This window comes from Micrococcus sp. KRD077, from assembly GCF_017168505.1.
Classification (GTDB): Bacteria; Actinomycetota; Actinomycetes; order Actinomycetales; family Micrococcaceae; genus Micrococcus; species Micrococcus luteus.
Genome location: NZ_JABFAZ010000024.1, coordinates 1 through 21704, shown reverse-complemented (window position 1 = coordinate 21704; position 21704 = coordinate 1). Strand labels below are relative to the sequence as shown.

The 21704-nt window shown below is 73.0% G+C and carries 22 protein-coding genes and 1 tRNA gene; 8 read left to right on the top strand and 15 right to left on the bottom strand.

The window, feature by feature from the left end; all coding sequences use genetic code 11:
- The first annotated feature begins 46 nt into the window (after positions 1-46).
- Together J1M39_RS06535 and J1M39_RS06530 are read left to right on the top strand one after the other, a co-directional pair.
- On the top strand, positions 47-655 hold the full coding sequence (locus J1M39_RS06535; protein ID WP_036316346.1) for a carbonic anhydrase: 609 nt from the start codon (positions 47-49) through the stop codon (positions 653-655).
- A 55-nt stretch (positions 656-710) separates the two neighbouring features.
- Positions 711-2132: a class II fumarate hydratase gene (locus J1M39_RS06530; RefSeq protein WP_044659622.1), complete on the top strand. Its 1422-nt coding sequence runs from the start codon at positions 711-713 to the stop codon at positions 2130-2132.
- 90 nt (positions 2133-2222) lie between these two features.
- Here J1M39_RS06530 and J1M39_RS06525 read toward each other — a convergent pair whose 3' ends face one another.
- Together J1M39_RS06525 and J1M39_RS06520 are read right to left on the bottom strand one after the other, a co-directional pair.
- Positions 2223-2726: a prepilin peptidase gene (locus J1M39_RS06525; RefSeq protein WP_063189028.1), complete on the bottom strand. Its 504-nt coding sequence runs from the start codon at positions 2724-2726 to the stop codon at positions 2223-2225.
- 344 nt (positions 2727-3070) lie between these two features.
- Entirely contained in the window at positions 3071-4519 is a 1449-nt protein-coding gene (locus J1M39_RS06520; RefSeq protein WP_206496589.1) for a PhoH family protein, read from the bottom strand.
- A gap of 267 nt (positions 4520-4786) precedes the next feature.
- On the opposite strand from J1M39_RS06520, the gene J1M39_RS06515 reads away from it, so the two are divergent.
- The gene (locus J1M39_RS06515) at positions 4787-5398 is read left to right on the top strand and encodes a rhomboid family intramembrane serine protease (RefSeq protein ID WP_342356377.1); all 612 of its coding nucleotides are present in this window, start codon (positions 4787-4789) and stop codon (positions 5396-5398) included.
- Here J1M39_RS06515 and J1M39_RS06510 read toward each other — a convergent pair.
- On the bottom strand, positions 5377-6150 hold the full coding sequence (locus J1M39_RS06510; RefSeq protein ID WP_206496588.1) for an isoprenyl transferase: 774 nt from the start codon (positions 6148-6150) through the stop codon (positions 5377-5379). The two genes, J1M39_RS06515 and J1M39_RS06510, sit on opposite strands and share 22 nt — an antisense overlap.
- 105 nt (positions 6151-6255) lie before the next feature.
- On the opposite strand from J1M39_RS06510, the gene trhA reads away from it, so the two are divergent.
- Positions 6256-6975, top strand: a complete 720-nt coding sequence (gene trhA, locus J1M39_RS06505; RefSeq protein WP_078025759.1) for a PAQR family membrane homeostasis protein TrhA — start codon at positions 6256-6258, stop codon at positions 6973-6975.
- Positions 6976-7131: 156 nt separating this feature from the next.
- On the opposite strand, the gene J1M39_RS06500 is transcribed toward trhA, so the two are convergent.
- Complete coding sequence (locus J1M39_RS06500; protein ID WP_070708714.1) at positions 7132-7536, bottom strand: hypothetical protein; 405 nt, start codon at positions 7534-7536, stop codon at positions 7132-7134.
- A gap of 48 nt (positions 7537-7584) precedes the next feature.
- Entirely contained in the window at positions 7585-8577 is a 993-nt protein-coding gene (gene mca, locus J1M39_RS06495) for a mycothiol conjugate amidase Mca (protein ID WP_078025760.1), read from the bottom strand.
- Between the two features lie 115 nt (positions 8578-8692).
- On the opposite strand from mca, the gene J1M39_RS06490 reads away from it, so the two are divergent.
- The 3 genes from J1M39_RS06490 to J1M39_RS06480 all read left to right on the top strand — a co-directional run bounded on the left by J1M39_RS06490 (position 8693) and on the right by J1M39_RS06480 (position 10626).
- Positions 8693-9139 (top strand): DUF4307 domain-containing protein, encoded by a 447-nt coding sequence (locus tag J1M39_RS06490; RefSeq protein WP_158183534.1) that lies wholly within the window; start codon positions 8693-8695, stop codon positions 9137-9139.
- Positions 9140-9396: 257 nt separating this feature from the next.
- Positions 9397-9891, top strand: a complete 495-nt coding sequence (gene greA, locus J1M39_RS06485) for a transcription elongation factor GreA (RefSeq protein WP_002856531.1) — start codon at positions 9397-9399, stop codon at positions 9889-9891.
- Between the two features lie 96 nt (positions 9892-9987).
- A complete protein-coding gene (locus tag J1M39_RS06480) occupies positions 9988-10626 on the top strand; it encodes a GPP34 family phosphoprotein (RefSeq protein ID WP_206496587.1) in 639 nt (212 codons plus the stop codon).
- A 10-nt stretch (positions 10627-10636) separates the two neighbouring features.
- Here J1M39_RS06480 and ilvA read toward each other — a convergent pair whose 3' ends face one another.
- The 6 genes from ilvA to J1M39_RS06450 all read right to left on the bottom strand — a co-directional run bounded on the left by ilvA (position 10637) and on the right by J1M39_RS06450 (position 17152).
- A complete protein-coding gene (ilvA, locus tag J1M39_RS06475; RefSeq protein ID WP_113913991.1) occupies positions 10637-11968 on the bottom strand; it encodes a threonine ammonia-lyase in 1332 nt (443 codons plus the stop codon).
- The gene (locus J1M39_RS06470) at positions 11968-13185 is read right to left on the bottom strand and encodes an AI-2E family transporter (protein ID WP_206496586.1); all 1218 of its coding nucleotides are present in this window, start codon (positions 13183-13185) and stop codon (positions 11968-11970) included. The genes ilvA and J1M39_RS06470 overlap by 1 nt, the downstream gene beginning before the upstream one ends.
- Positions 13182-14153: an aldose 1-epimerase family protein gene (locus J1M39_RS06465; protein ID WP_078025763.1), complete on the bottom strand. Its 972-nt coding sequence runs from the start codon at positions 14151-14153 to the stop codon at positions 13182-13184. Before J1M39_RS06465 ends, J1M39_RS06470 begins: the two co-directional genes overlap by 4 nt.
- Before the next feature lie 120 nt (positions 14154-14273).
- Positions 14274-15149, bottom strand: a complete 876-nt coding sequence (locus J1M39_RS06460) for a Bax inhibitor-1/YccA family protein (protein WP_078025764.1) — start codon at positions 15147-15149, stop codon at positions 14274-14276.
- Between the two features lie 234 nt (positions 15150-15383).
- Positions 15384-15752, bottom strand: a complete 369-nt coding sequence (locus J1M39_RS06455; protein ID WP_078025808.1) for a winged helix-turn-helix transcriptional regulator — start codon at positions 15750-15752, stop codon at positions 15384-15386.
- A 92-nt stretch (positions 15753-15844) separates the two neighbouring features.
- Positions 15845-17152: an ISL3 family transposase gene (locus J1M39_RS06450; RefSeq protein WP_012750681.1), complete on the bottom strand. Its 1308-nt coding sequence runs from the start codon at positions 17150-17152 to the stop codon at positions 15845-15847.
- A gap of 126 nt (positions 17153-17278) precedes the next feature.
- Here J1M39_RS06450 and J1M39_RS06445 point away from each other — a divergent pair, with 126 nt between their 5' ends.
- The gene (locus J1M39_RS06445; RefSeq protein WP_078025765.1) at positions 17279-17914 is read left to right on the top strand and encodes an NAD(P)-dependent oxidoreductase; all 636 of its coding nucleotides are present in this window, start codon (positions 17279-17281) and stop codon (positions 17912-17914) included.
- A 123-nt stretch (positions 17915-18037) separates the two neighbouring features.
- Here J1M39_RS06445 and J1M39_RS06440 read toward each other — a convergent pair.
- From J1M39_RS06440 to J1M39_RS06425, 4 genes are all read right to left on the bottom strand, one after another.
- Positions 18038-18111 (bottom strand) — tRNA-Leu (locus J1M39_RS06440).
- A gap of 91 nt (positions 18112-18202) precedes the next feature.
- On the bottom strand, positions 18203-19618 hold the full coding sequence (locus J1M39_RS06435) for an NAD(P)/FAD-dependent oxidoreductase (protein ID WP_206496585.1): 1416 nt from the start codon (positions 19616-19618) through the stop codon (positions 18203-18205).
- A 53-nt stretch (positions 19619-19671) separates the two neighbouring features.
- Positions 19672-21270 (bottom strand): DUF501 domain-containing protein, encoded by a 1599-nt coding sequence (locus tag J1M39_RS12450; RefSeq protein ID WP_036339967.1) that lies wholly within the window; start codon positions 21268-21270, stop codon positions 19672-19674.
- Positions 21267-21704: FtsB family cell division protein (locus J1M39_RS06425; RefSeq protein ID WP_241253897.1), on the bottom strand; the 438-nt coding region annotated here is incomplete at its 5' end. The genes J1M39_RS12450 and J1M39_RS06425, both read right to left, overlap by 4 nt.

Genomic DNA, 21704 nt, shown 5'->3' with positions numbered 1-21704 from the left:
CCCCGAGACGACGCCGGCCCCCGACGTCGTCGTCCCCACCTCCGACCTGACCCCCGCCGAGGCGTGGGAGGTCCTCGCCGAGGGCAACCGCCGCTTCGTGGCGGGCGAGCCGAGCCACCCGAACCAGAACGCCGAGCGGCGCAGCGACCTGACCGCCGGTCAGGCCCCGGTCGCCGTGATCTTCGGCTGCGCCGACTCGCGCCTGGCGGCCGAGATCATCTTCGACCTCGGCCTCGGCGACGTGTTCGTGGTGCGCACGGCCGGCCACGTGATCGACGACGCCGTGCTGGGCTCCATCGAGTACGGCGTGGACGTGCTGGAGATCCCGCTCGTCATCGTCCTGGGCCACAACTCGTGCGGCGCCGTCACGGCGACGGTCGAGTCCTACATCTCCGGCACCATGCCGCGCGGCTTCGTGCGCCCCCTCGTGGAGCGCATCATCCCGTCCGTGCTGGCCGGGCGTCGCCGCGGGCTGGAGGAGGTCGACGAGTTCGTGGCCGAGCACGTGGACCAGACCTGCGACCACCTCCTGGAGACCTCGCAGTCCGTCCGCGCGGCCGTCGAGTCCGGGCGCACCGCCGTCGTCGGGCTCACCTACTCGCTGTCCGAGGGCACCGCGCGACCGGGCCGCGTGCACGGCGACCTGGCGGTCTGACGACGTCGGGCGTCCGGTGCGGCACCGGGCGCCCACGCCGTCCTAGGATGTGACCATGACCGCAGAGAACACCGATCAGCAGTTCCGCATCGAGCACGACACCATGGGCGAGGTGAAGGTGCCGGTGAACGCGCTCTACCGTGCACAGACCCAGCGCGCCGTGGAGAACTTCCCGATCTCCGGCAAGGGCCTCGAGCCCGCCCACATCCACGCCCTCGCGCAGGTCAAGAAGGCCGCGGCCAAGGCGAACGCCGAGCTGGGCATCATCTCGCAGGAGCGCGCGGACGCCATCGTCGCCGCCGCGGACCAGGTCATCGCCGGCGACCACGACGACCAGTACCCGATCGACGTGTTCCAGACCGGCTCCGGCACCTCCTCCAACATGAACACCAACGAGGTGCTCGCCACCCTCGCCACCCGCGCACTGAAGGAGGCCGGCTCCGAGGACGAGGTGCACCCCAACGACCACGTCAACGCCTCCCAGTCCTCGAACGACGTGTTCCCGACCTCCGTGCACGTGGCCGTCACCGCCGCCCTCGTGAACGACCTCGTCCCGGCGCTGGACCACCTGGCCGTCTCCCTCGAGAAGAAGGCGGAGGCCTTCGCCGGCGTCGTGAAGTCCGGCCGCACCCACCTCATGGACGCCACTCCGGTGACCCTGGGCCAGGAGTTCGGCGGCTACGCCGCGCAGGTCCGCTACGGCATCGAGCGCATCCAGTCCGCGCTGCCGCGCGTGGCCGAGGTCCCGCTCGGCGGCACCGCCGTGGGCACCGGCATCAACACCCCGAAGGGCTTCTCCGCCCGCGTGATCGAGCTGCTCGCCGAGGAGACCGGTCTGCCGCTGACCGAGGCCCGCAACCACTTCGAGGCCCAGGCCAACCGTGACGGCCTCGTGGAGGCCTCCGGCCAGCTGCGGAACATCGCGTTCTCGCTCATGAAGATCAACAACGACCTGCGCTGGATGGGCTCCGGCCCGAACACCGGCCTCGGCGAGATCGCCATCCCGGACCTGCAGCCGGGCTCCTCGATCATGCCGGGCAAGGTCAACCCCGTGATCTGCGAGGCCGCGATCATGGTGTGCGCCCAGGTGATCGGCAACGACACCACCGTCGCCCTGTCCTCCACCAACGGCGCGTTCGAGCTCAACGTGGGCATCCCCGTGATGGCCGCCAACCTGCTCGAGTCCATCCGCCTGCTGGCCAACACGACGCGCGTCATGGCGGACAAGATGATCGACGGCATCGAGGCCAACGAGGAGCGCTGCGCCTTCCTCGCCGGCGCCTCGCCGTCCATCGTGACCCCGCTGAACAAGGTGATCGGCTACGAGGCCGCCGCCAAGATCGCCAAGCACGCCGTCGCGAACAAGATGACCGTGCGCGAGGCCGTCGTGGACCTCGGCTACGTCGAGCGCGGCGAGATCACCGAGGAGCAGCTGGACAAGGCCCTGGACACCATGTCCATGACCCACCCGGAGTGATCCGGCGGATTCGGTGAGCGGCGCGACGCCGCCTCCCGGGCCACGACGCCGAGCGGCCGTCCTCCCGTGCGGAGGGCGGCCGCTCGACGTTCACGCCAGCACCAGCACTCCGGCGGCCGCCGCCACCATCGCCGGCCCGAACGGCAGCGCCGTTCGCCCCGTCGCCCGGCCCGCGAGGACCAGCAGCCCCGCCACGACGCCGCCGAGCAGGATCGCGCCCACCCCGGCGGCGAGCACCGCCGTCGGACCGAGCACCCCCGTGTACACGCCCAGCCCGCCGGCCAGCTTCACGTCGCCCATCCCGAGGCCGCCGCGGCTGAGCACGTGCAGCGCGAGCATCGCCACGGTGTAACCGAGACCGCCCAGCAGGCTGCAGAGGGTCAGGTCACCCCGGCCCGCCAGCAGCGCTCCCCCGGTCATCATCGTCAACCCGCCCAGCGCCAGCCGCAGCGTCCATCGGTTCGGCAGCCGATGTTCGCGCAGGTCCGTGCGCACGAGCACGCCCGTGCACACCGCGAACCACACCAGTCCCAGGGACCACAGCACCGCCGTCGCCGGCGCGCCGTGCGTCCACGCCCATCCCACCCCGCTCATGCGCCCAGCCTAGGTCGGGCGGCGCACCCGCCGGGCCGTCGTCCACAGGCGATCAGGCCACCTCGCGTTCACGGTCCGGCCACCCCGTGTTCTGCCCACAGCGCAACCGGAGCCGCCCATTGCGATGAGCCCTCGCGTGGGTCTACTCTGAAGTCACGAGCTTCCGGCCGTCTCATGGATGTGCGGGGCTCACACAGACCCCATGGCCTCAATCCCGTTTCAAAGGGGCCATGGTGGCGGGCTTCCTCGGTCCCCCATCCCCCCCTCCGCGGGGCCGAGCACCCCCGCCGGGGGCCGCTGCTTCGGCAGCGGCCCCTTTTTCATGCCCGACCCCGCCGGCCGGCTCAGGCCCGGCCCTCCTCCAGCAGGTCCGTGACCAGTGCGGCGATCGGTGAGCGCTCGGAACGGGTCAGCGTCACATGCCCGAACAGCGGGTGGCCCTTGAGGCGCTCCACCACGGCCGCGATGCCGTCGTGCCGGCCCACGCGCAGGTTGTCCCGCTGGGCGACGTCGTGGGTCAGCACCACCTTCGAGTTGCGGCCCATCCGGCTCAGCACCGTGAGCAGAACGTTCCGCTCGAGCGACTGCGCCTCGTCCACGATCACCCACGCATCGTGCAGCGAACGGCCGCGGATGTGCGTCAGCGGCAGGATCTCCAGCATCCCGCGGTCCACCACCTCGTCCACCACGGACGGGGAGACCAGCGCGCCCAGGGTGTCGAACACGGCCTGCGCCCACGGACCCATCTTGTCGCCCTCGGAGCCGGGCAGGTAGCCCAGGTCCTGGCCGCCGACGGCGTACAGCGGACGGAACACGACCACCCTGCGGTGCTCGCGGCGCTCCATCACGGCGTCGAGGCCCGCGCACAGCGCCAGCGCGGACTTGCCGGTGCCCGCGCGGCCGCCGAGGGAGACGATGCCCACGCCCGGATCCGTCAGCAGCTCGATCGCCAGCCGCTGCTCGGCGGAGCGGCCGTGCAGGCCGAACACGTCGCGGTCCCCGCGCACCAGGCGGGCCCGGCCGCCCTCGCCGACCCGGGCCAGAGCGGAGCCCCGGGGCGCGGTGAGCACCAGCCCCGTGTTGACCGGCAGGCGGTCCGCCTCGGCCGGGGCCTCCCCCGGCCCGGTCTCGACGCCCGTGCCGGTCAGGGTCCCCAGCGGGACGCCGGCCAGGTCGACCTCGCCGTCGTCGTAGAGGGCGTCCAGCCGCTCCTGCGCCACGCTGAGGGAGACGGTGCCGCGCCAGCCCGAGTCACGCACGAGCTCGTGGCGGTACTCGTCCGCGGCGAGGCCCATGGCCGCCGCCTTCACGCGCATCGGCAGGTCCTTGGACACGACCGTGACCGTGGCGCCCTCGTCCGCGAGCGCCTTCGCGACGGCGAGGATGCGGGAGTCGTTGTCCGTGCCGCGGATGCCCAGGGGCAGCACGTCCACGGACACGTGGTTCAGTTCGATCCGCAGCGTGCCGCCCTCGGGGGTGATCGGCACGGGCTGGTCCAGCGCGCCGTGGCGGCCGCGCAGGTCGTCGAGCAGGCGCAGGGCCGTGCGCGCGTAGTAGCCGAGGTCGGGGTCGGCGCGCTTGGCCTCGAGCTCCGAGACCACCACGAGCGGCAGGACCACCTCGTGCTCGGCGAAGTGCAGCAGGGCGCGCGGGTCCGAGAGCAGCACGGACGTGTCCACCACGTAGGTCCGCAGGCCGGTCGCCTCCGCCGGCCCCGCCTCGGCACGCGCCTGGCCCGGCCGGCTCGACGGCTCCTGCCGGGTCTGCGCGTGCTCCACGAGCTCTGCCACCATGTCTGCCTCCTGTGCCGGTGAACCGTGCGGGCGGGGGTCCGCCCACGGGCCACGCTAGGAAGCGGCGTCGTCCGCCGGGGCCCGGCACGGTGAACCCGGGATGAAGTCGCGGTGACGGTCCGTCCGGGCTCCGCCACGGCCCCGGCGTCCCGCGCTCCCTACACTGGAGACGCGCCGCCGACGTCCCGACGGCCGCCCGCTCCCCGTCCCCAGGAGGGCCCATGAGCATGCACCGCCCGTCCCCCGGCCTGCCCGATCTGCCGGGCGGTGCATGCTCATGGGGCCCCCGCCCCGACCCTGGCCGAGCGCGCCGGCGGCCGCCTGCTGGGCGCCGTCGCGCCCACCGCCGTGCTGATCGCGGCCATGTGGGTCGCGCAGGTCGTGCTGATCTTCCTCGGCCGGGTGATCATCCCCGGCGTGGGCCTGATCCCGCGACGCCTCGGCGGCCTCGACGGGGTCCTGTTCTCCCCCGTGCTGCACGCCGGCTGGGCCCACCTGATCGGCAACACGACGGCGCTGCTCGTCCTCGGTCCGCTGGCCGCCCTGGTCTCGCGCCGGCCGGTGGCCCTGCTCGTCTGCGCCTGGCTGGGCTCGGGCCTGCTGACCTGGGTGATCGGCACCCCGGGCGTGCACATCGGCGCCTCCGGGATCGTGTACGCGCTGATCGCGTTCCTGGTCGTCTACGGGATCGCGGTGCGGCGGTTCGGGGCGGTCGTCGTCTCCGTGCTCGTCGCGCTCACGCACCTGGGCTCGAGCCTGATCGGCCTGCTGCCGGCCCCCGGCATCTCGTGGACCGGCCACCTGGCCGGGGCCGTCGTCGGGGTGCTGCTGGGCCTGTGGTGGGGCCGCGCCGACCGTCAGGTGCCGAACCGGCGCTGACGGCTGCCGTAGTCGCGCAGGGCACGCAGGAAGTCGACCTTGCGGAACGCGGGCCACATGGCCTCGCAGAAGTAGAACTCCGAGTACGCGGACTGCCAGAGCAGGAACCCGGAGAGCCGCTGCTCCCCGGACGTGCGGATGACCAGGTCCGGGTCCGGCTGGCCGCGCGTGTAGAGCCGGTCCGCGATCTGCTCGACGGTGACGGACTCGGCCACCTCCGCCGCGCTGCGGCCCAGGGCGTGCTCGTCCCGCAGCAGCTCGCGCACGGCGTCGAGGATCTCCTGGCGGCCCCCGTAGCCCACGGCCACGTTCACGTGCACGCCGTCGTGGCCCTTGGTCTGCTCGGCGACCTCGGCGAGCCGTCGCGCCATGGGCTCGGGGAGCAGGTCCACCGCGCCGACCGGCTGCACGCAGACGGGGGCGCGGCCCTCGGCCGGCTGGGCGAGGCGCTCCGCCGTCGTCTGGATGATCTCCAGGAGCGGGGCGAGCTCCTCCGCCGGACGCCGCAGGTTCTCGGTGGAGAGCATGTAGAGCGTGACCACGGGGATGCCGGCCTCGTCGCACCAGCCGATGAAGTCGAGGATGCGCTCAGCTCCGGCCTGGTGGCCCTGCTGCGTGGACGCCCCGAACGCGCGGGCCCAGCGACGGTTGCCGTCCACCAGCACGCCGATGTGCCGGGGCAGGCGCTCCGGGTCCAGGCCGCGCGTCAGCCGCCGCTCGTACAGGCGGTAGAAGGCCTCGGGTCGACCCACGGCGCGCTCCCCTCTCGGACGGTCCTGCGAGCCTCCAGGATACGCGCGCGGCACACAGCGACCATCCCGTGCCCCGGCCCCGGGCCGACCGACGACAATGGAGGCATGGACCCTGTGACACCCCTCCGCGAGACCGACGCCGCCCGTCGCCTGCGCTGGCGCATCGAGCGCATCCGCGACCCCGACCATCCGCTGTACAAGCCCCGACTGCGCGGCTGGATCCACGCGGTCATGGCGCCGCTGACGCTCGCGGCCGGCATCGTGCTCATCGTGCTCGCGCCGACCGCGACGCTGCGGTGGGCCAGCGCGGTCTACGCCGTGACGGGCCTGCTGCTGTTCGCGGTCTCGGCGACGTACCACCTGGTGCAGTGGAACGAGGTGGTCTCCCGTGTCCTCAAGCGGTTGGACCACACGAACATCATGCTGGTCATCGCCGGCACCTACACGCCGCTCTCCCTGGCCCTGCTGGCTCCGGACCGGGCGCGCGTGCTGCTCACCCTGGTGTGGGTGGGGGCCGTGGCCGGCGTCGCGTTCCGGGTGCTGTGGACGGACGCGCCGCGCTGGCTCTACACGCCGGTGTACGTGGCCCTCGGGCTGGCGGCGCTGCTCTACCTGGGCGACTTCTTCGCCGCGGATGCGGCGGCGGGGTGGCTGATCGTGGCCGGCGGCGTCGCGTACATCACGGGCGCGGTCTGCTACGCGCTGCAGGCCCCCACGATCCACCGCGAGTGGTTCGGCTTCCACGAGCTGTTCCACGCCTTCACGGTGGCCGGCTTCGTGTGCCACGCCGTCGCCATCTACCGGGCGGTGCTCGTCGTCGCCTGAGCGTGTCGGGGACGGGAGTCTGCGCCCCGCCGGGCAGCGCCGAGGCCCGCAGACGCGCCGCTACGTCCATGCCGTAGCGGCGCGTCTGCGGGCCTCAAGGGTTCGGGCGTGGAGTCTCCGGCGTCGAGTCTCGGGCGTGCACGGGCCCGACGACGGTCAGTCGCGTCCGGTGTCCGGGGCCTGGGGCTCCGGGGCCGGCTCCTGGAGGTAGCCGGGGTACTTCTCCTGCAGGCGGCGCAGCCGGTCCTCGGAGTCCGCGTCCAGGTGCTCGCCGCCCGCGCGGACCTCGTCCGGCAGGTGCTGCTGATGGCGCTCCACGAGCATGGCCTCGGCCTGCGGGGAGCGCTGCTGGACGCGGCGCACCGAGCGGACCATGACGCGGAGGACGATGATCGCCATGACCACCATGAGCGCGGTGAACAGGAACCCCTCGATGCCGGGGGTGACCTCCGCCTCCTCGAGCCCGGGGCGCAGCGTCGGCTCCGGGACGGCGGGCACCGGCGCGGGGCTCGCGGCCGCGAGCGCGGTGAGGACGAGGGGAAGGCCAGACAGGGGTGTCACGCCGCCCCACTCTACCGGCCCCGGCCGCTCGGCCCGAGCCGGGTCGGCTCAGCGCAGGCCGGCGAAGAGGTCGTGCTCCGGCAGCTCGGAGGGCACGCGCGAGTCGATCAGCGCGAAGTCCTCCCACGGCCAGGCGCGCCGCTGCAGGTCGTGGGGGGCGTCGAAGAACATGCCGTCGGGGTCGATCTGCGTGCGGTGCGCCCGCAGGGCGGCATCGCGCTCGTCGAGGAAGCCGGTGACGTCCACCTGCGTGGTGACGTCGTGGTCCGCGGTGACCCACGGCGGGATGACCTCCGGGTCGGGCACGTCCTCCCCGGCTTCGCGGCGGCGCAGCACCTCGCGCATCGCGTCCATCGCGTCGAACATCATCAGGCGTCGGGCGAACGGCACGTCCTCGCCGTCGGCCTCGGCCACCGCGGCCATCGTGCGGAACTTCCGCGGGTTGAAGCCGCAGTCGTAGTAGACCTTGGAGACCTCCCACGCGGGCCCGGCCTCGGGGTACTCGTCCGCGAGGCCCGCGGCCCGGTAGGCCTCCATCGTCACGGCGTGGGCCTGCAGGTGGTCCGGGTGCGGGTAGCCGCCGACCTCGTCGTAGGAGATGAGCACGTGCGGGCGGAACCGGCGCACGAGCGAGATCAGCGGGGTCGCCGCATCCTGGAGCGGGACCTCGGCGAAGCAGTTCGCCGGGAGGGCGGGCAGCGGATCCCCCTCGGGCAGGCCCGAGTCGAGGAAGCCGAGCCAGGCGTGCCGGATGCCGAGGATGCGCGCGGCCTCGGCCATCTCCTCGCGGCGCACGGCCGCGATGTCCCGGTCGGCCCGGGTGGTGTCCCCGAACGACGGGTTGAGCAGGGTGCCGGCCTCGCCGCCGGTGCACGTGACGACCATGACCTCGGCCCCGGCCGCCGCGTAGGCGGCCATGGTGCCGGCCCCCTTCGAGGACTCGTCGTCCGGGTGGGCGTGCACCGCCATGAGACGCAGCCCGGTGGAGGGCGGCAGGGCGGTGCCTGCGGCGGGCTGGGCCTGGGGGGTCTGATCGGTCACGGGGATCGCACACTCCTGTCCGGATGGCGGAGCCGCCGCGGGGGCGGCGGCGTGGGGGGTCCAGGCCGACGTCGTCATCGGCCTCCGGCGGCGGGCAGCGGCTAGGGTGGAGGGGATGTCTCACCACGCCCCCGCGGTCCGCGCGCAGGACCCCACATTAGCCAACCGGTACGGCACGGACCACACGCGTCCGGGCCGTCGTCGGCTGTGGGCGGGCCTCGGCGGGCTCGGGCTGGTCGTGGCCGTGCTGCTGTCCGTGTGGATCGGCCTGAACATGTCCGTGGGCGCCATCGAGTACAAGGACGTCGGCTTCACCATCGAGGACGACGGCCACGCGACCGTCACCTTCCAGGCCTCCGTCCCGGAGGGCGTGCAGGCCGAGTGCGATGTGCTCGTCACCGACTCCCACGCCGCCCCCGTCGGCTTCCGCACCGTCCGCCTGGAGACCCTGCCGGCCGACCAGCGGGACTCCCCCTCGGACGCGCAGCAGCGCTACACCGTGGACGTGCGCACCGTGGTGCGGGGCGACTCCGGCGTCGTCGAGACCTGCCGCAAGGTCTGAGCCCTCCCGGCCGCTCCGCCCTCGGCGTAGCGGCCGCCTTTGGTGTGACGCACGCCGCCCGGATAGACTCGTCGGAGCATTCCCGCCCCGCCGGTGAGTCAGGCAGGCGTCGCACGGAGCCCTCGGGTCACGCGCGTCCTCCTGATCGGCGGGGTCTTTCGCATGCGGGCGCGTCCGCCGGACGCGGATCGCGCACCGGATACGGTGCGCCGCGCCCCGGACTCCGCATCACCCGAGACAGAAAGGCGGAACAGAGCATGACCACCAGCCAGTCCGACGCCCCGTGGCTGACCCAGGAGGCGTACGACCGCCTCTCCAAGGAGCTCGAGCACATCTCCGGCCCCGGTCGCCAGGAGATCATCGAGCGCATCGAGGCCGCGCGCGATGAGGGCGACCTCAAGGAGAACGGCGGCTACCACGCCGCCCGCGAGGAGCAGTCCAAGAACGAGGGCCGCATCGCCGAGCTGAAGCACCTGCTCGAGACCGCCCGCGTCGGCGAGGCCGCCGAGAACGACGGCGCCGTGCACCCGGGCACCGTGGTGACCGCCGTCGTCGCCGGCGACGAGATGACGTTCCTCTTCGGCAACCGCGAGATCGCCGCGGACGACGAGTCGCTCGAGGTCTACTCCGAGCGCTCCCCGCTCGGCGAGGCCATCAACGGCGCCAAGAAGGGCGACAAGGTCTCCTACACCGCCCCGAACGGCAAGGACATCAAGGTCGAGGTCAAGGACGTCCAGCCCTACTCCGGCTGACCGACCCCGACTCCGACGACGGCCGCGGTCCCCTCCAGGGGCCGCGGCCGTCGTCCGTCCCGGGTCCCACCGCGCCCCCGTTGCTACTCTGGCCCCATGCTGACCGTCGAGAAGGCACACCTGCTGCTCACCCGCGAGGACGGGTGCTCCGAGAGCCCCTCCCACCACCGCGTTGCCCTCGCGGCCGCCGCGCTGGCCGACCACCGGTCCGCCGGGATCGTGACCCTCGAGGACGTCCCCGTGGACCGGGCCCGCGTGCTCGTGACCGCGGCCGGCACCACCGGCGACCCCGTCCTGGACTCCTCCCTCGGACAGGTCGACGCCCTGGCCGGCCGACCGCTCGTGGCCACCGTGGCGGCCGGCAAGCCGGACCTGCGCAAGGCCGTCGTCGCCCATCTGACCGAGACCGGCCGCCTCACCGAGCGCAAGGCCTTCCTGGCCACCCGGCACGTCCCCCGGGGGACCGAGCGCACCGAGCTGCTGGCGCACCTGACCGCCGTGGTCCTCGACGAGGCCGAGCCCTCCGGCGAGGACGTGCTCCTGCTCGGCGTGCTGCAGCACCTCAACCTCGCCCGACGCCTGCTGCCGGGCGCCCACGAGCGCTACGACCGCCGCGAGATGGTCCGCCGCATCGAGACGCTGACGCGCGAGGACCTCCTGGTCCAGGCCGTGCGCCGCGCGGTGGGCGGGACCTGCGGCACCGTCACCGCGGCCGCCGCCGGCTCCGCGGCCTGAGCCGGCCCGGTCAGGGCAGCGGGGCCGGGCTGTAGCCGGCCGCGCGCAGCGCCTCCAGGACCTGGGCGGAGTGCTCGGCGCCGCGGGTCTCCATGTCGATCGTGATGTGCACGCCGCCCATGGACAGCTCCGGGCCGACGCGGGTGTGGTCCACGCGCACCACGTTGGCGTCCGTGTCCGCGATGATCCGTGAGATCGTGGCCAGCTCGCCCGGGCGGTCCCGCAGCGGGATGCGCACGGTCATGTAGCGCCCCGCGGCCGACAGTCCGGCCTGGATGGACTTCAGCATGAGCATCGGATCGATGTTCCCGCCGGAGAGGATCACGGCGGTGGTGCCGAGCTCGAAGCCCAGGTCCGCCGTGCGGCCCGCCAGCAGGGCGGCCACCCCGACGGCGCCCGCCGGCTCCACGACGAGCTTGGAGCGCTCGAGGAGGTGGACGAGGGCCGCGGCGATCTCGTCGTCCGTGACGGTCACGACGGCGTCCACCAGCTCGGCGGCGATCCGCAGCGGCAGGGCCCCGGGCCTGCCGACGGCGATGCCGTCCGCGATGGTGGACACGCTCTCCAGCACCTGGACGCGGCCCTCCTCGAGGGAGCCGGGGAACGCGGCGGCGGTGGCCGCCTGCACGCCGATGACGCGCACCGTGCGCCCACGACGCCGGGCGGCCTCCTTGAGGGCCACGGCCGTGCCGGCGATGAGCCCCCCGCCGCCGATGCCCATGATCACGGTGTCCACGTCCGGCAGCACGTCGAGGATCTCGAGGCCGACGGTCCCCTGGCCCGCGATCACGGCCGGGTCGTCGAACGGCGGGATGAACACGGCACCGGTCTCCGTGGCCCACCGCTGCGCCTCGGCGAGGGACTCGTCCACGGTGGAGCCGTGCAGGACGACCTCGGCGCCGTGGTCCCGGGTGGCCTGCAGCTTGGGCAGGGCGACACCGTGCGGCATGAAGATGCGGGCGCGGATGCCGAGCTTGGCGGCCGCGAGGGCGACGCCCTGGGCGTGGTTGCCGGCCGATGCGGCCACGACGCCGCGGCCGCGCTCCTCCTCGCTCAGCTGCGCCATCCGCACGTAGGCGCCGCGGACCTTGAACGAGCCGGCCCGCTGCAGGTTCTCGCACTTCAGGTGCACGTCCGTGCCCACGGCCCGGGAGAGCGCCCGGGAGTGCTGCAGCGGGGAGCGCTCGGCGATCCCGCGCAGCGTCTCGCGCGCCCGCTCGATCTCCTCGAGGGTGACGGGCAGCTCTGCCGGGGCCGGCGGACCGTCGGCGGGCCGCACCCACCGGGGCGACGGCGTCGGTCCGGTCCGGTCCGGGGTGTTCGTGGCCTGCGCCGCGCCCATCAGGCGTCGTCCCCGTGCCGGGTGCCCGCGTCGGCCTCGGAGGCGAGGGCGGCGTCCTCGTGCGCCGAGGGGCGGTACCGGTGGGAGCCGGCCGCCTCGTCCTCCGCGCCGCCCGGTTCGAGGGCGTGGCCCGTCCGCTCCGTGAGCTCCTCGGGGGTGTCGGCGGTGAGGGCGCGGACGAAGCTGTTCACGAAGGCCAGCACCGGCACGGCGAACACGGCGCCCGCCAGACCGAGGACGGTGGAGCCGGCGGCGACGGCCAGGAACACGGCCAGCGGGTGCAGCGCGACGGCCTTGCCCATCACGAGCGGCTGCAGGACGTTCGACTCGATCTGCTGCACGAGCAGCACCACGCCCAGCATGAGCAGCGCGTTGACCAGGCCGTTGGACATCAGTGCCAGGAGCACCGCCATCGCGCCGGTCAGGGTGGCGCCGATCATCGGGATGAACGAGGCCAGGAACACGAGCACGGCCAACGGGATGGCCAGCGGCACGCCCAGGATCAGGGCACCGATGCCGATGCCGACGGCGTCGATGAACGCCACGAAGATCTGGACCCGCACGTAGGAGCCGAGCGACTGCCAGCCCGAGCGGCCCGCTCGGCCCACGGTGGCCCGGTGCGCCTTCGGCACGAAGATCAGCAGGAAGCGCCAGATGCGGTCGCCGTCGTAGAGGAAGAAGATCAGGGAGAACAGGGCGATGAACAGGCCCGCACCGATGTTGACGGCCGTGGAGCCTAACGAGACGGCGCTGTTCATGACCGTGGCGGAGTTGTCCCGCAGCGTCTGCCACAGGCCCTCCAGCCCGGCACCGGACCGGGGGATCTCCACGCCCACGCCGGCCAGCCAGGCGATCGCGTCGTCGACGGCCTGGCCCAGCTGGTCGCCCAGTTCGGCGAAGCCCTGGACGATCTGCTGACCGGCGAGCCCCATGAGGCCCACCACGACGACGACCAACAGCAGCACGCACAGCAGGGCGGCCGCGACGCCCGGCACCTTGATGCGCCGCATCGCCTGGAACACCGGGGCCAGCAGGGTGGCCAGCAGCGCGGCCACGAGGATCGGGATCACCACGAGGCTCACGAAGCCCAGCAGGTACACCACGACGCCGATGCCGATGACGACGGCCACCAGCCGCCAGGACCAGGCCGCGGCCACCGTCAGCCCGTAGGGCACGTCCTTGTTGATCTTGGTCTGGGCCGCCAGGGTCGAGCTCACGCGCGATCCTCCTCGTGTGGGTGGTCGGGGACATGGGGGGTCAGACCCCACTGGACGCTCCAGCGGGCGTGCGGGGCGAGCCGGTGCAGGCCCTCCCCCGAGTTCAGGGCGTCCGCGGGAGCGGTGAGCGGCTCCACCGCGAGCGCCGTGTCACGGCCGGGCAGCCGGTCCGTGACGAAGACGTGGGTGTAGGCGAACGCGTGGTCGGACCACAGGGTCACGGCGCGGCCGTCCGCGGCGAGCAGGGTCTGGCGGTGCCGGCCGTCGGCGTCCGGGGTCAGGCCGGTGAGGCACACGTCCAGGGCGGCCTCGCCCACGGCCCGGCCGCGGCGGAAGTCCAGGTCGGTGCCGTCCACCGGCAGGGTCTCCACGGGGATGAGGTCCTCCCCCGTGCGGATCCAGGCGTCCGCGGGCACACGCAGGCTCAGCTCCGCCGTCGGGACGTCCCCGATCCGCAGGAACGGGTGGGCGCCGACCGCCACGGGCACGGTGGCGTCCGTGTGGTTCTGCACCTCGGCGGTGACGGTGAGGCCGCCGTCCGCCTCGAGCTCGTACGTGACGCGGTGGGTGAGCCGGAACGGCCAGCCGTGCTGGGGGTGGATCTCACCGCGCAGGGTCACCGCGTGGGCGGAGAACGTCTCGGTGACGAAGTGGGTGTTGCGCAGCAGGCCGTGGCTGGCGTGGCCGCGCGCGGGTTCGGTGACGTCCAGGCGCTGCTCGACGCCGTCCAGGATCCAGCGGGCGCCGGCGACACGGTTCGGCCACGGGCTCATCTGGATGCCGTTGGCGGCGGGCGGGACCACGTCCGGGCCGTACGGCTCGGTGAGGTCCACGCCGGCCACGCGGTACCTGCGCAGGGCACCGGCCAGGCCGACGACGACGGCCTCCGCGGACCCGCGGTGCAGGCGGTGCTGGGTGCCGGTGGCGTCCGGGGCCCCGAAGGCGGGCAGGTCGCTGGTCTCGGTCACGGGACCTCCTGAGTGGCGGCGAGGGACCCCCTCAATCTACGCCCTCGCGGACGCAGACCGCCCCGGCCTGTGCAGGACCGGGGCGGCGGTGCGGGTCTCCGTGCGGGGACGGGGCGCCGGTCAGTCGTTGCCGCGCAGGATGGCGACGATGCGCAGGATTTCGACGTACAGCCAGATCAGGGTCACGGTCAGGCCGAAGGCCACGGACCAGGAGTACTTCTGCGGGGCGCCGTTCTTCACGCCCACGGCGGCCATCTCGAAGTCCATCGTCAGCGAGTACGCGGCGAGCAGCACGGCGATCGCGCCGATGATCAGGCCGAGGCCGCCGGTGCGCAGGTTCGCGATGCCCGTCCAGGTCAGGACCAGGTTGATGAGCATGAACACGAGGTAGCCCAGCATGGCCGTCATGACGATCTTGGTCATGCGCGGGGTGGGGCGGAACTTGCCCGAGGTGTACAGGGCCAGCATCACCGCGAACACGGAGAAGGTGCCGAGCACGGCCTGCACCACGATGCCCGGGTAGGCCGCCTCGAACACGGCGGAGATGCCGCCGAGGAACAGGCCCTCGGCCAGGGCGTAGAGCATGATCAGCACGGGCGAGGGCTCGCGCTTGAACGAGTTGACCAGGCCGAGGACGAGGCCGGCGATCGCGCCGATGATCATCAGGCCCGGCGAGAACCAGCCCACGGCGCCCGCCACCACGACGAGCACGAGCATCAGGCCGGTCTTGCCGACGACGTCGTTGTAGGTCATCCGGCCGGTCTGCTCCGGGCCGGCGGAGGGCGCGCGGAAGGCGTCCTCCATGGACTGCTGGTGCGCGTACTGCTGGGCCGCCTGGCCGGCGCCGAACGCCTGGGCCTGGCCGTACGGGCTCTGCTGCTGGCCGTACGGGGACTGCGCGGACTGCTGCCCGCCCTGGTACCAACCGGGCTGCGCCTGTCCGCCGCCCTGCATCTGCTGCTGGAAGTTCTGAGAGTTCATGACCGGATTCGCCACGGCTCGCTCCTTCGGGTCGAGTCGGCCCGGTCGCACGCCGCCGCAGTGAGCAGCGCTCGTGCCCCGGGGTTCAGCACGATCCTATCGGGATGTCTGCGTCCGCGCGCGGGGCGGAGCGTGGATCCGCGCCGGTTCACCGGCTGTTCACGGTGGGCGCAGAGGTGAAGCGCCCTCATCCGCACCGCGGGCCCCACTCAGTCCGGTTGATCGACTCTTCCGGCAGGGCGGTGCGCGTCAGGTCTGGTAGTGGTTGCGAGCGTGCAGCACATCGGCGAGGTGCGTGATCGACCATTCCTCCAGCGCCTGCAGCGGGGCCCGGAGGCTGTGCCCGGCCTCGGTGAGCCGGTATTCCACCCGCGCCGGCACCTCCGCGTAGACCGTACGCGTCACCAGGCCGTCCTCCTCGAGGGCACGCAGGGTCTGGGTGAGCATCTTCTGCGAGATCCCCTCGATCCGTCGACGCAGCTCGGAGAACCGGAGGCTCTCCTCTCCCAGCGCCCCGACGATCAGGACCGTCCACTTGTCACCGATCCGGTCGAGGATATGGCGCGTCGGGCACCCCTGCTCGTAGGGATTCCCGCGCTTCGCTCCCGCCTGCCTCATGGTTACCACAAGGTGCCTCCTTCCCGAACATCGCCTGGTCTCCTACAGTAACCACCACCCACTGATCACACAACGGATGGAGAAGCGGCTCTTCACGAACGAGGGTGTAGCGCGGGTCTGAACCCTCCGGCTTCGAGCAGTGACCGAGCGATGTAGTGGGTGAGGTTGCGGAAGCCGAGGGCGGAGCCGCGGAGGTGTTCGAGCCGCCCGTTGATGGCCTCGGTCGGGCCGTTGCTGGTGCCGGGGCGGTCGAAGAACGCGAGGATGTCGCCCGCCCGCTGCTTCATGGTCCGGCCGAGCTTGCGGACCTCGACGAGCGCCGCGGGAACGCCGCTGCTGATCGTAGCGATCACCTCCTGCATCATCGCCTTCGCTTTCTTCTTGTCGGGCTCCCGGTAGGCCGCGACGATGCGCTGGTAGATGCCCCAGGTCGCCTCGACCTCGATGTGCTCCTCGCTCGCGAACACTGCGTCCAGGCGTGCCCGCTGCCGGTCGGTGAGCAGGCTCGCCCCGGTGTGCAGGGTGCGGCGGGCTTTGTAGAGCGGGTCGCCCTTGAGCCCGCGGTGACCGGTGGTGTCTTGCTGGACCCGACGCCGGCAGACATCCAGCGCGTCGCCGGCGAGGCGGACCACGTGGAACGGGTCCATGACGGGGACGGCGTCGGGGAGTTCCTCGGCGGCAGCGGTCTTGAACCCGGCGAAGCCGTCCATCGCGACCACCTCGATCCGCTTCGCCCAGTCCGCAGGGCGGGCGGCGAGCCACTGCTTGAACACCGCCTTGGAGCGGCCCTCGACCATGTCCAGCAGCCTCGCCGGCCCGGTCTTGTTCCTCGCGGGGGTGAGGTCGATGATCACGGTGACGTACTTGTCGCCCAGCCTCGTGTGTCGCCAGACGTGCTCGTCGACACCGATCGTGGTGACCCCGTCGAACCGGGCGGGGTCGTCGATCAGGCGCCGCTTGCCTTCCGCGAGGACGGCGGCGTTCGCGGCACTCCAGGACACCCCGAGACCTGCGGCGACGCGGGTGACGGTGAGGTGGTCGATGACGATGCCCCGCAGCGCCCACTCCAGGCCGCCGCGGGAGATCTTCGCACGCGGCGCCGCTGCCCGCGTCATGTCCTGCCGCCACGTGCGCCGGCAGTGTCCGCACCGGTACCGGCGCACCCGCACCAGCAGGGTCGTCGGCCGGTGCCCGAACGGCTCGTGCGCCAGTCGACGCGTGACCGTGTCCCGCGGCACGCCCTCGACACCGCACTTCCGACACCACGGGTCGTCCTCGACGACGCGGCATTCGATCGTGGCCCGATCCGGCTCGATCAGCTGGCCGACGGCGACGAGGCCGAGCTCGTCAAGGCGGCAGAACGTGGTCAGGTCAGGGGTCGCGAAAGTAGGGTGGAGCACGTCGAGGTCTTTCGGGATGGCGAGCGTGAAGAACTTCCATCATCCGGGAGACCTCGACCCCTACCCGGCCACCGACGCGCTCAACCGACTACACCCTCGTTCGTGAAGAGCCGGAGAAGCACCGAGATGACTGCAATCACTGTTGTCGGAGGGACGGGGTACGCGGGAGCCGCCATCGTCGCCGAGGCCGCGCGTCGCGGCCACACCGTCACGGCCATCAGCCGAACGGCCCCCGGGACGCAGGCGGAGAGCGTCCGATACGTCACCGGCGACCTCACCCGGTCCGTCCCCGACATCGCGGGGGCCGAGGTCGTCGTCGCCGCGCTCTCACCGCGAGGGGACAATGCGGGCAAGCTGCGCGACGCCTACCGTTCGCTCGCCCAGGCGGCGGCCACGAACGGCGCCCGGTTCGTCGGGATCGGGGGATTCAGCTCTCTCCGCCCGGCGCAGGGCGCCCCGCGATTCGTCGAGGGTGACGACCTGCCCCCGGAGTTCGCCGCCGAAGCACGGGAGATGAACGACATCCTCACGGACCTCGCCACGGGCTCCGTCGACGTGGACTGGCTGTTCGTCAGCCCGGCCGCAGAGTTCGGCTCCCACGCGCCCGGGGAAGCGCTCGGACGCTACCGCGTCTCCGGCGAGGTCGCGCTGTTCGACCAGGACGGGAAGTCCGCGATCAGCGGCGCCGACTTCGCCCGCGCCGTCCTCGATGAGATCGAGACGCCCACCCGCCACCGGGCGCAGATCCACTTCGCGTATTGACGTCCCCGGAGCCTCTCGGCACGGATGAGGCGCAGGACGCGCTCACCGGGGCCGTGAACGCCGACACGGCTCGAACCCCAGCCCGTGATCCTCGGGACTGCGGTTCGAGCCGGGCGCGTGGGGTGCCCCCGGCGGGACTCGAACCCGCAACACGCCGATTTTAAGTCGGCCGCCTCTGCCAGTTGGGCCACGGGGGCGTGGCGGGCCCGTGGACGCGGGCCCGGGTGCGGACGACGCCGGCCCCGCCCGATGCGCTCGGACGGGGCCGGCGGCCCGCTGGCTGCGGGATCAGCCCTTCGAGGACTCGAGGGCCCGCTGCCGCTCGAAGCGGCCGGGCTCGAGCTCGACGCCCGCGGCGCGGCGGAACGGGTTGAACGGGGTGTCCAGGCCCGCCACCGAGGTGGAGTCACGGCCGAACAGGGTCTCGGCGACCCAGCCGGACAGGATGCGGAACTTCCGCTCCAGGGTGGGCATCGCGTAGCCGTGGTAGCCGCGGTGGGCCAGGAACGCCGGGATGCCGGCGATCTTGGTGCCCAGCGGGTTGCCCACGCCGCGGCCGAAGCCCAGCCCCGCCACGGTGCCCAGGGACTTGTGCACGTACTCCTGCACCTCGCCCTCGCCGTGGCGCACGGCCATGTAGTTGGCGGCCAGACGCTTGGCCTGACGGATGGCGTGCTGGGCGTTCGGGACGCAGAAGCCGCCCGGGCCGGCCCCGGTCAGGTCCGGCACGGCGGAGACGTCGCCGCAGGCCCACGCACCCTCGAGCGCGCCGGCCTCGCCGTCCTTGATCTGCAGGGTGGGGGTGGCCTCCACGCGGCCGCGGTCGTCCACCGGAAAGTCGGTGCTCTTGACCACGGAGTTGGCCACCACGCCGGCGCACCACACGAGGGTGTCCGCCGCGAAGGTCTCCGCCTCCTCCTTGGAGGGCATGGCCACGAGCTTCATGACGCCGTCCGTGGCGTCGCCCAGCGAGGTGTTGAGCAGGACCTCGATGCCGCGGTCCTTCAGGTGCTCCACCACGCCCTGGGCCTGCTCCTCGGAGACCTCGGGCATGATGCGGCCCATGGCCTCGACGAGGACGATCCGGATCTCCGACTGGGAGAGGCGCTCGTTGCGCTCCACGGCGGTGCGGATGAGGTGCTCCATCTCGCCCACGGTCTCGATGCCGGCGAAGCCGCCGCCGACCACCACGAAGGTCAGGGCGCGGCGACGGGCCTCGGCGTCCACCATGAGGGAGGCGGCGTCCAGGCGCTCCAGGATCTGGTTCCGCAGCGTCACGGCCTCCTCCACGGTCTTCAGACCGATGCCGTGCTCGCCCAGGCCCTTGATCGGGAAGACGCGGGTGGTGGCGCCGGCGGTCATGGCGATGTCCTGGTAGGGCAGCTCGAACTCGTGGCCGTCCTCGCCGCGCACGGTGGCGACACGGCGGGCGTGCTCCACCTTCACGACGGTGCCGCGCAGCACCTCGGCGTCCTTGAGATGCGTGGCGAGGTCCACGACGACGTTGCGCCCCACGATGTGGCCGCCGACGACCTCGGGCAGGAACGGCTGGTACGTCATGTACGGCAGCGGGTCCACGACGGTCACGACGCCGCCGCGGTCCTTGACCTTGGTCTGCAGCTCCTTCGCGAGCTGGAAACCGGCGTAGCCGCCGCCGACGATCAGCAGGCGCGGCTTGGGAGACAGTTCAGGAGTGAGAGACATACCGCCAGTCTACGCACGCACCGGCCCCGCCCCTCCATCTTCCGCCGCCGTGATCAGGACCGCAGCGAGAGCACGATCCCGTCCAGGATGTCGTGCTCGCTCGCCCAGGCCTCGGTGACGCCCGCGGTCTCGGCCACCCGCTCCAGGACGGTGCTCCACAGCAGCGCGCCCGCGCCGATCACGTCCACCCGTCCCGGGTGCATGAACCCCCGCTCGGAGCGCTCGGCCCGGGTCGCGGCCACGAGGCCCTCCGCCGCCGCGCGGAACTCCGCGATCGGCAGGCGCGCGCCGTGGATGGCCTCGGGCTCGTACGTGCTGAGCCCGAGGGCCTCGGCGGTCACGGTGGTCACCGAGCCGGCCACGCCGACTACGCGGGCCACGCGTTCCAGCGGCAGGCGGGCGGCGGCGTCGTCGAGGAGGCGGCGGGCGTCCGCGCGGGCCGCGGCGACCTCGTCCGACGTCGGGGGGTCGGAGCGCAGATGACGCTCGGTGAACCGCACGCAGCCCATGTCCAGGCTGACCGCGCCCACGACCTCGCCCGCAGGCGTGCCGACGACCAGCTCGGTGGAGCCGCCGCCGAGGTCCACGACGAGCACGAGGTCCTCCGGGCCCAGGTCCGCGGTCTCGACGGCGGAGACGGCGCCCGCGAAGGACAGGGCGGCCTCCTCGGCGCCCGAGACGACCTCCGGCTCGACGCCGAGCCGCTCCCGGACGCCGTCGACGAACGCGGCCCGGTTGGAGACGTCCCGGCTGGCGGAGGTGGCCACGAACCGGACCCGGCCGGCGTGGTGGCGCTGGACCAGGCGGGCGTACTCGTCCACCGCCGCGAAGGTGCGCTCCAGCGCGGCGTCGGAGAACGCGCCGGTGGCGTCCACGCCCTCGCCCAGGCGCACCACGCGCATCTCGCGCACGACGTCGGCCAGCGGCGCCGTCGGGTCGGCCACGGCGCCGGTGGTCTCATCCGTCCCGGCCGGCCGGGAGATCAGCAGGCGGATGGAGTTCGTGCCGCAGTCCACGCCGGCCACCGTGACCTCCTTGAGCGCGGCGACGCGTTCGAGGTGCCTCACGTGCCGGGACAGGTCCTTCGTGGGCACCGCCGCGGCCTCGTCCCACGCGCCCTCGCACGCGCAGACCTCGGGCGTCCACCACGGGGCCACCAGGGCGATCGCCTCGTCACCGAGCGGGTTCACCCCCGGCCCGGCCGCGAGCGCGTGGCCCACGAGGGCGTGCAGGCACTTCACGCGCTCGGGCATGCCGCCGGCCGAGACCCCGGCGATCTCCGGGACGGGCCCCGTGCCGGCCTCGGCCCCGACCCGGTCCCGCTCGGCGATGTAGGCCTCGTGCGCCGCGCGGTGCGCGGCCGCGAGCGCGGGATCCTGGGCGAGGCGGTCGTTCATGCGTGCCATCTCCCCGTCCGCCTCCACGCGCGAGACCGCCGCCGTCAGCACGGGGTGCGTCAGGTAGAAGGTCGTGGGGAACGGGATGCCGTTGGAGAGCCGCGGCGCGGTGGTGGCCACGAGGGGGTTGCCGCACAGGCAGCGGGCACCGATCTCCACGACGTCCCGGACCGGGCGGCCGAGCTGGCGGGACAGGGTGTCCAGGTCCTGCTCGGTGACGGTGCGGTCCTGGGCGGGGCGGGGGCTGACGGTCATGGTGTCCTCGGGGGCTCGAGCCCGGCGCGGACGGCCGAGTCCCACAGGCCCTCGGCCCACGGCAGGCGGGTGTTGACGACCTCGTCCGCGTCGGCGGCGGGCGTGTCCTCGGTCTCGGTATCGGTGTCGGTCTCGGAGGGCCGCCCCGTCACGGAGTACAGGGTCTCCCCCGGCATGACCAGCTCGAGACGCTCGCGCGCCTGTTGGGTCACGTAGGCGGGGTCGTCCCACAGCTGGATCCGCCGCTCGTAGTCCTCGCGCTGGGCCTGCATGGCGGCGATCTCCTCGCGCGCGGCCGAGATCTCCAGCTGCTGGTTCAGGAACGCGCGCAGCGTGGGGGCCACCAGGACGGCGGCCAGCAGCAGCACGGCGACGACGATGAGCGAGCGGCCCGTGATCTGCCGGGCCGGCACCGGCTCCGGCAGATCACGGGC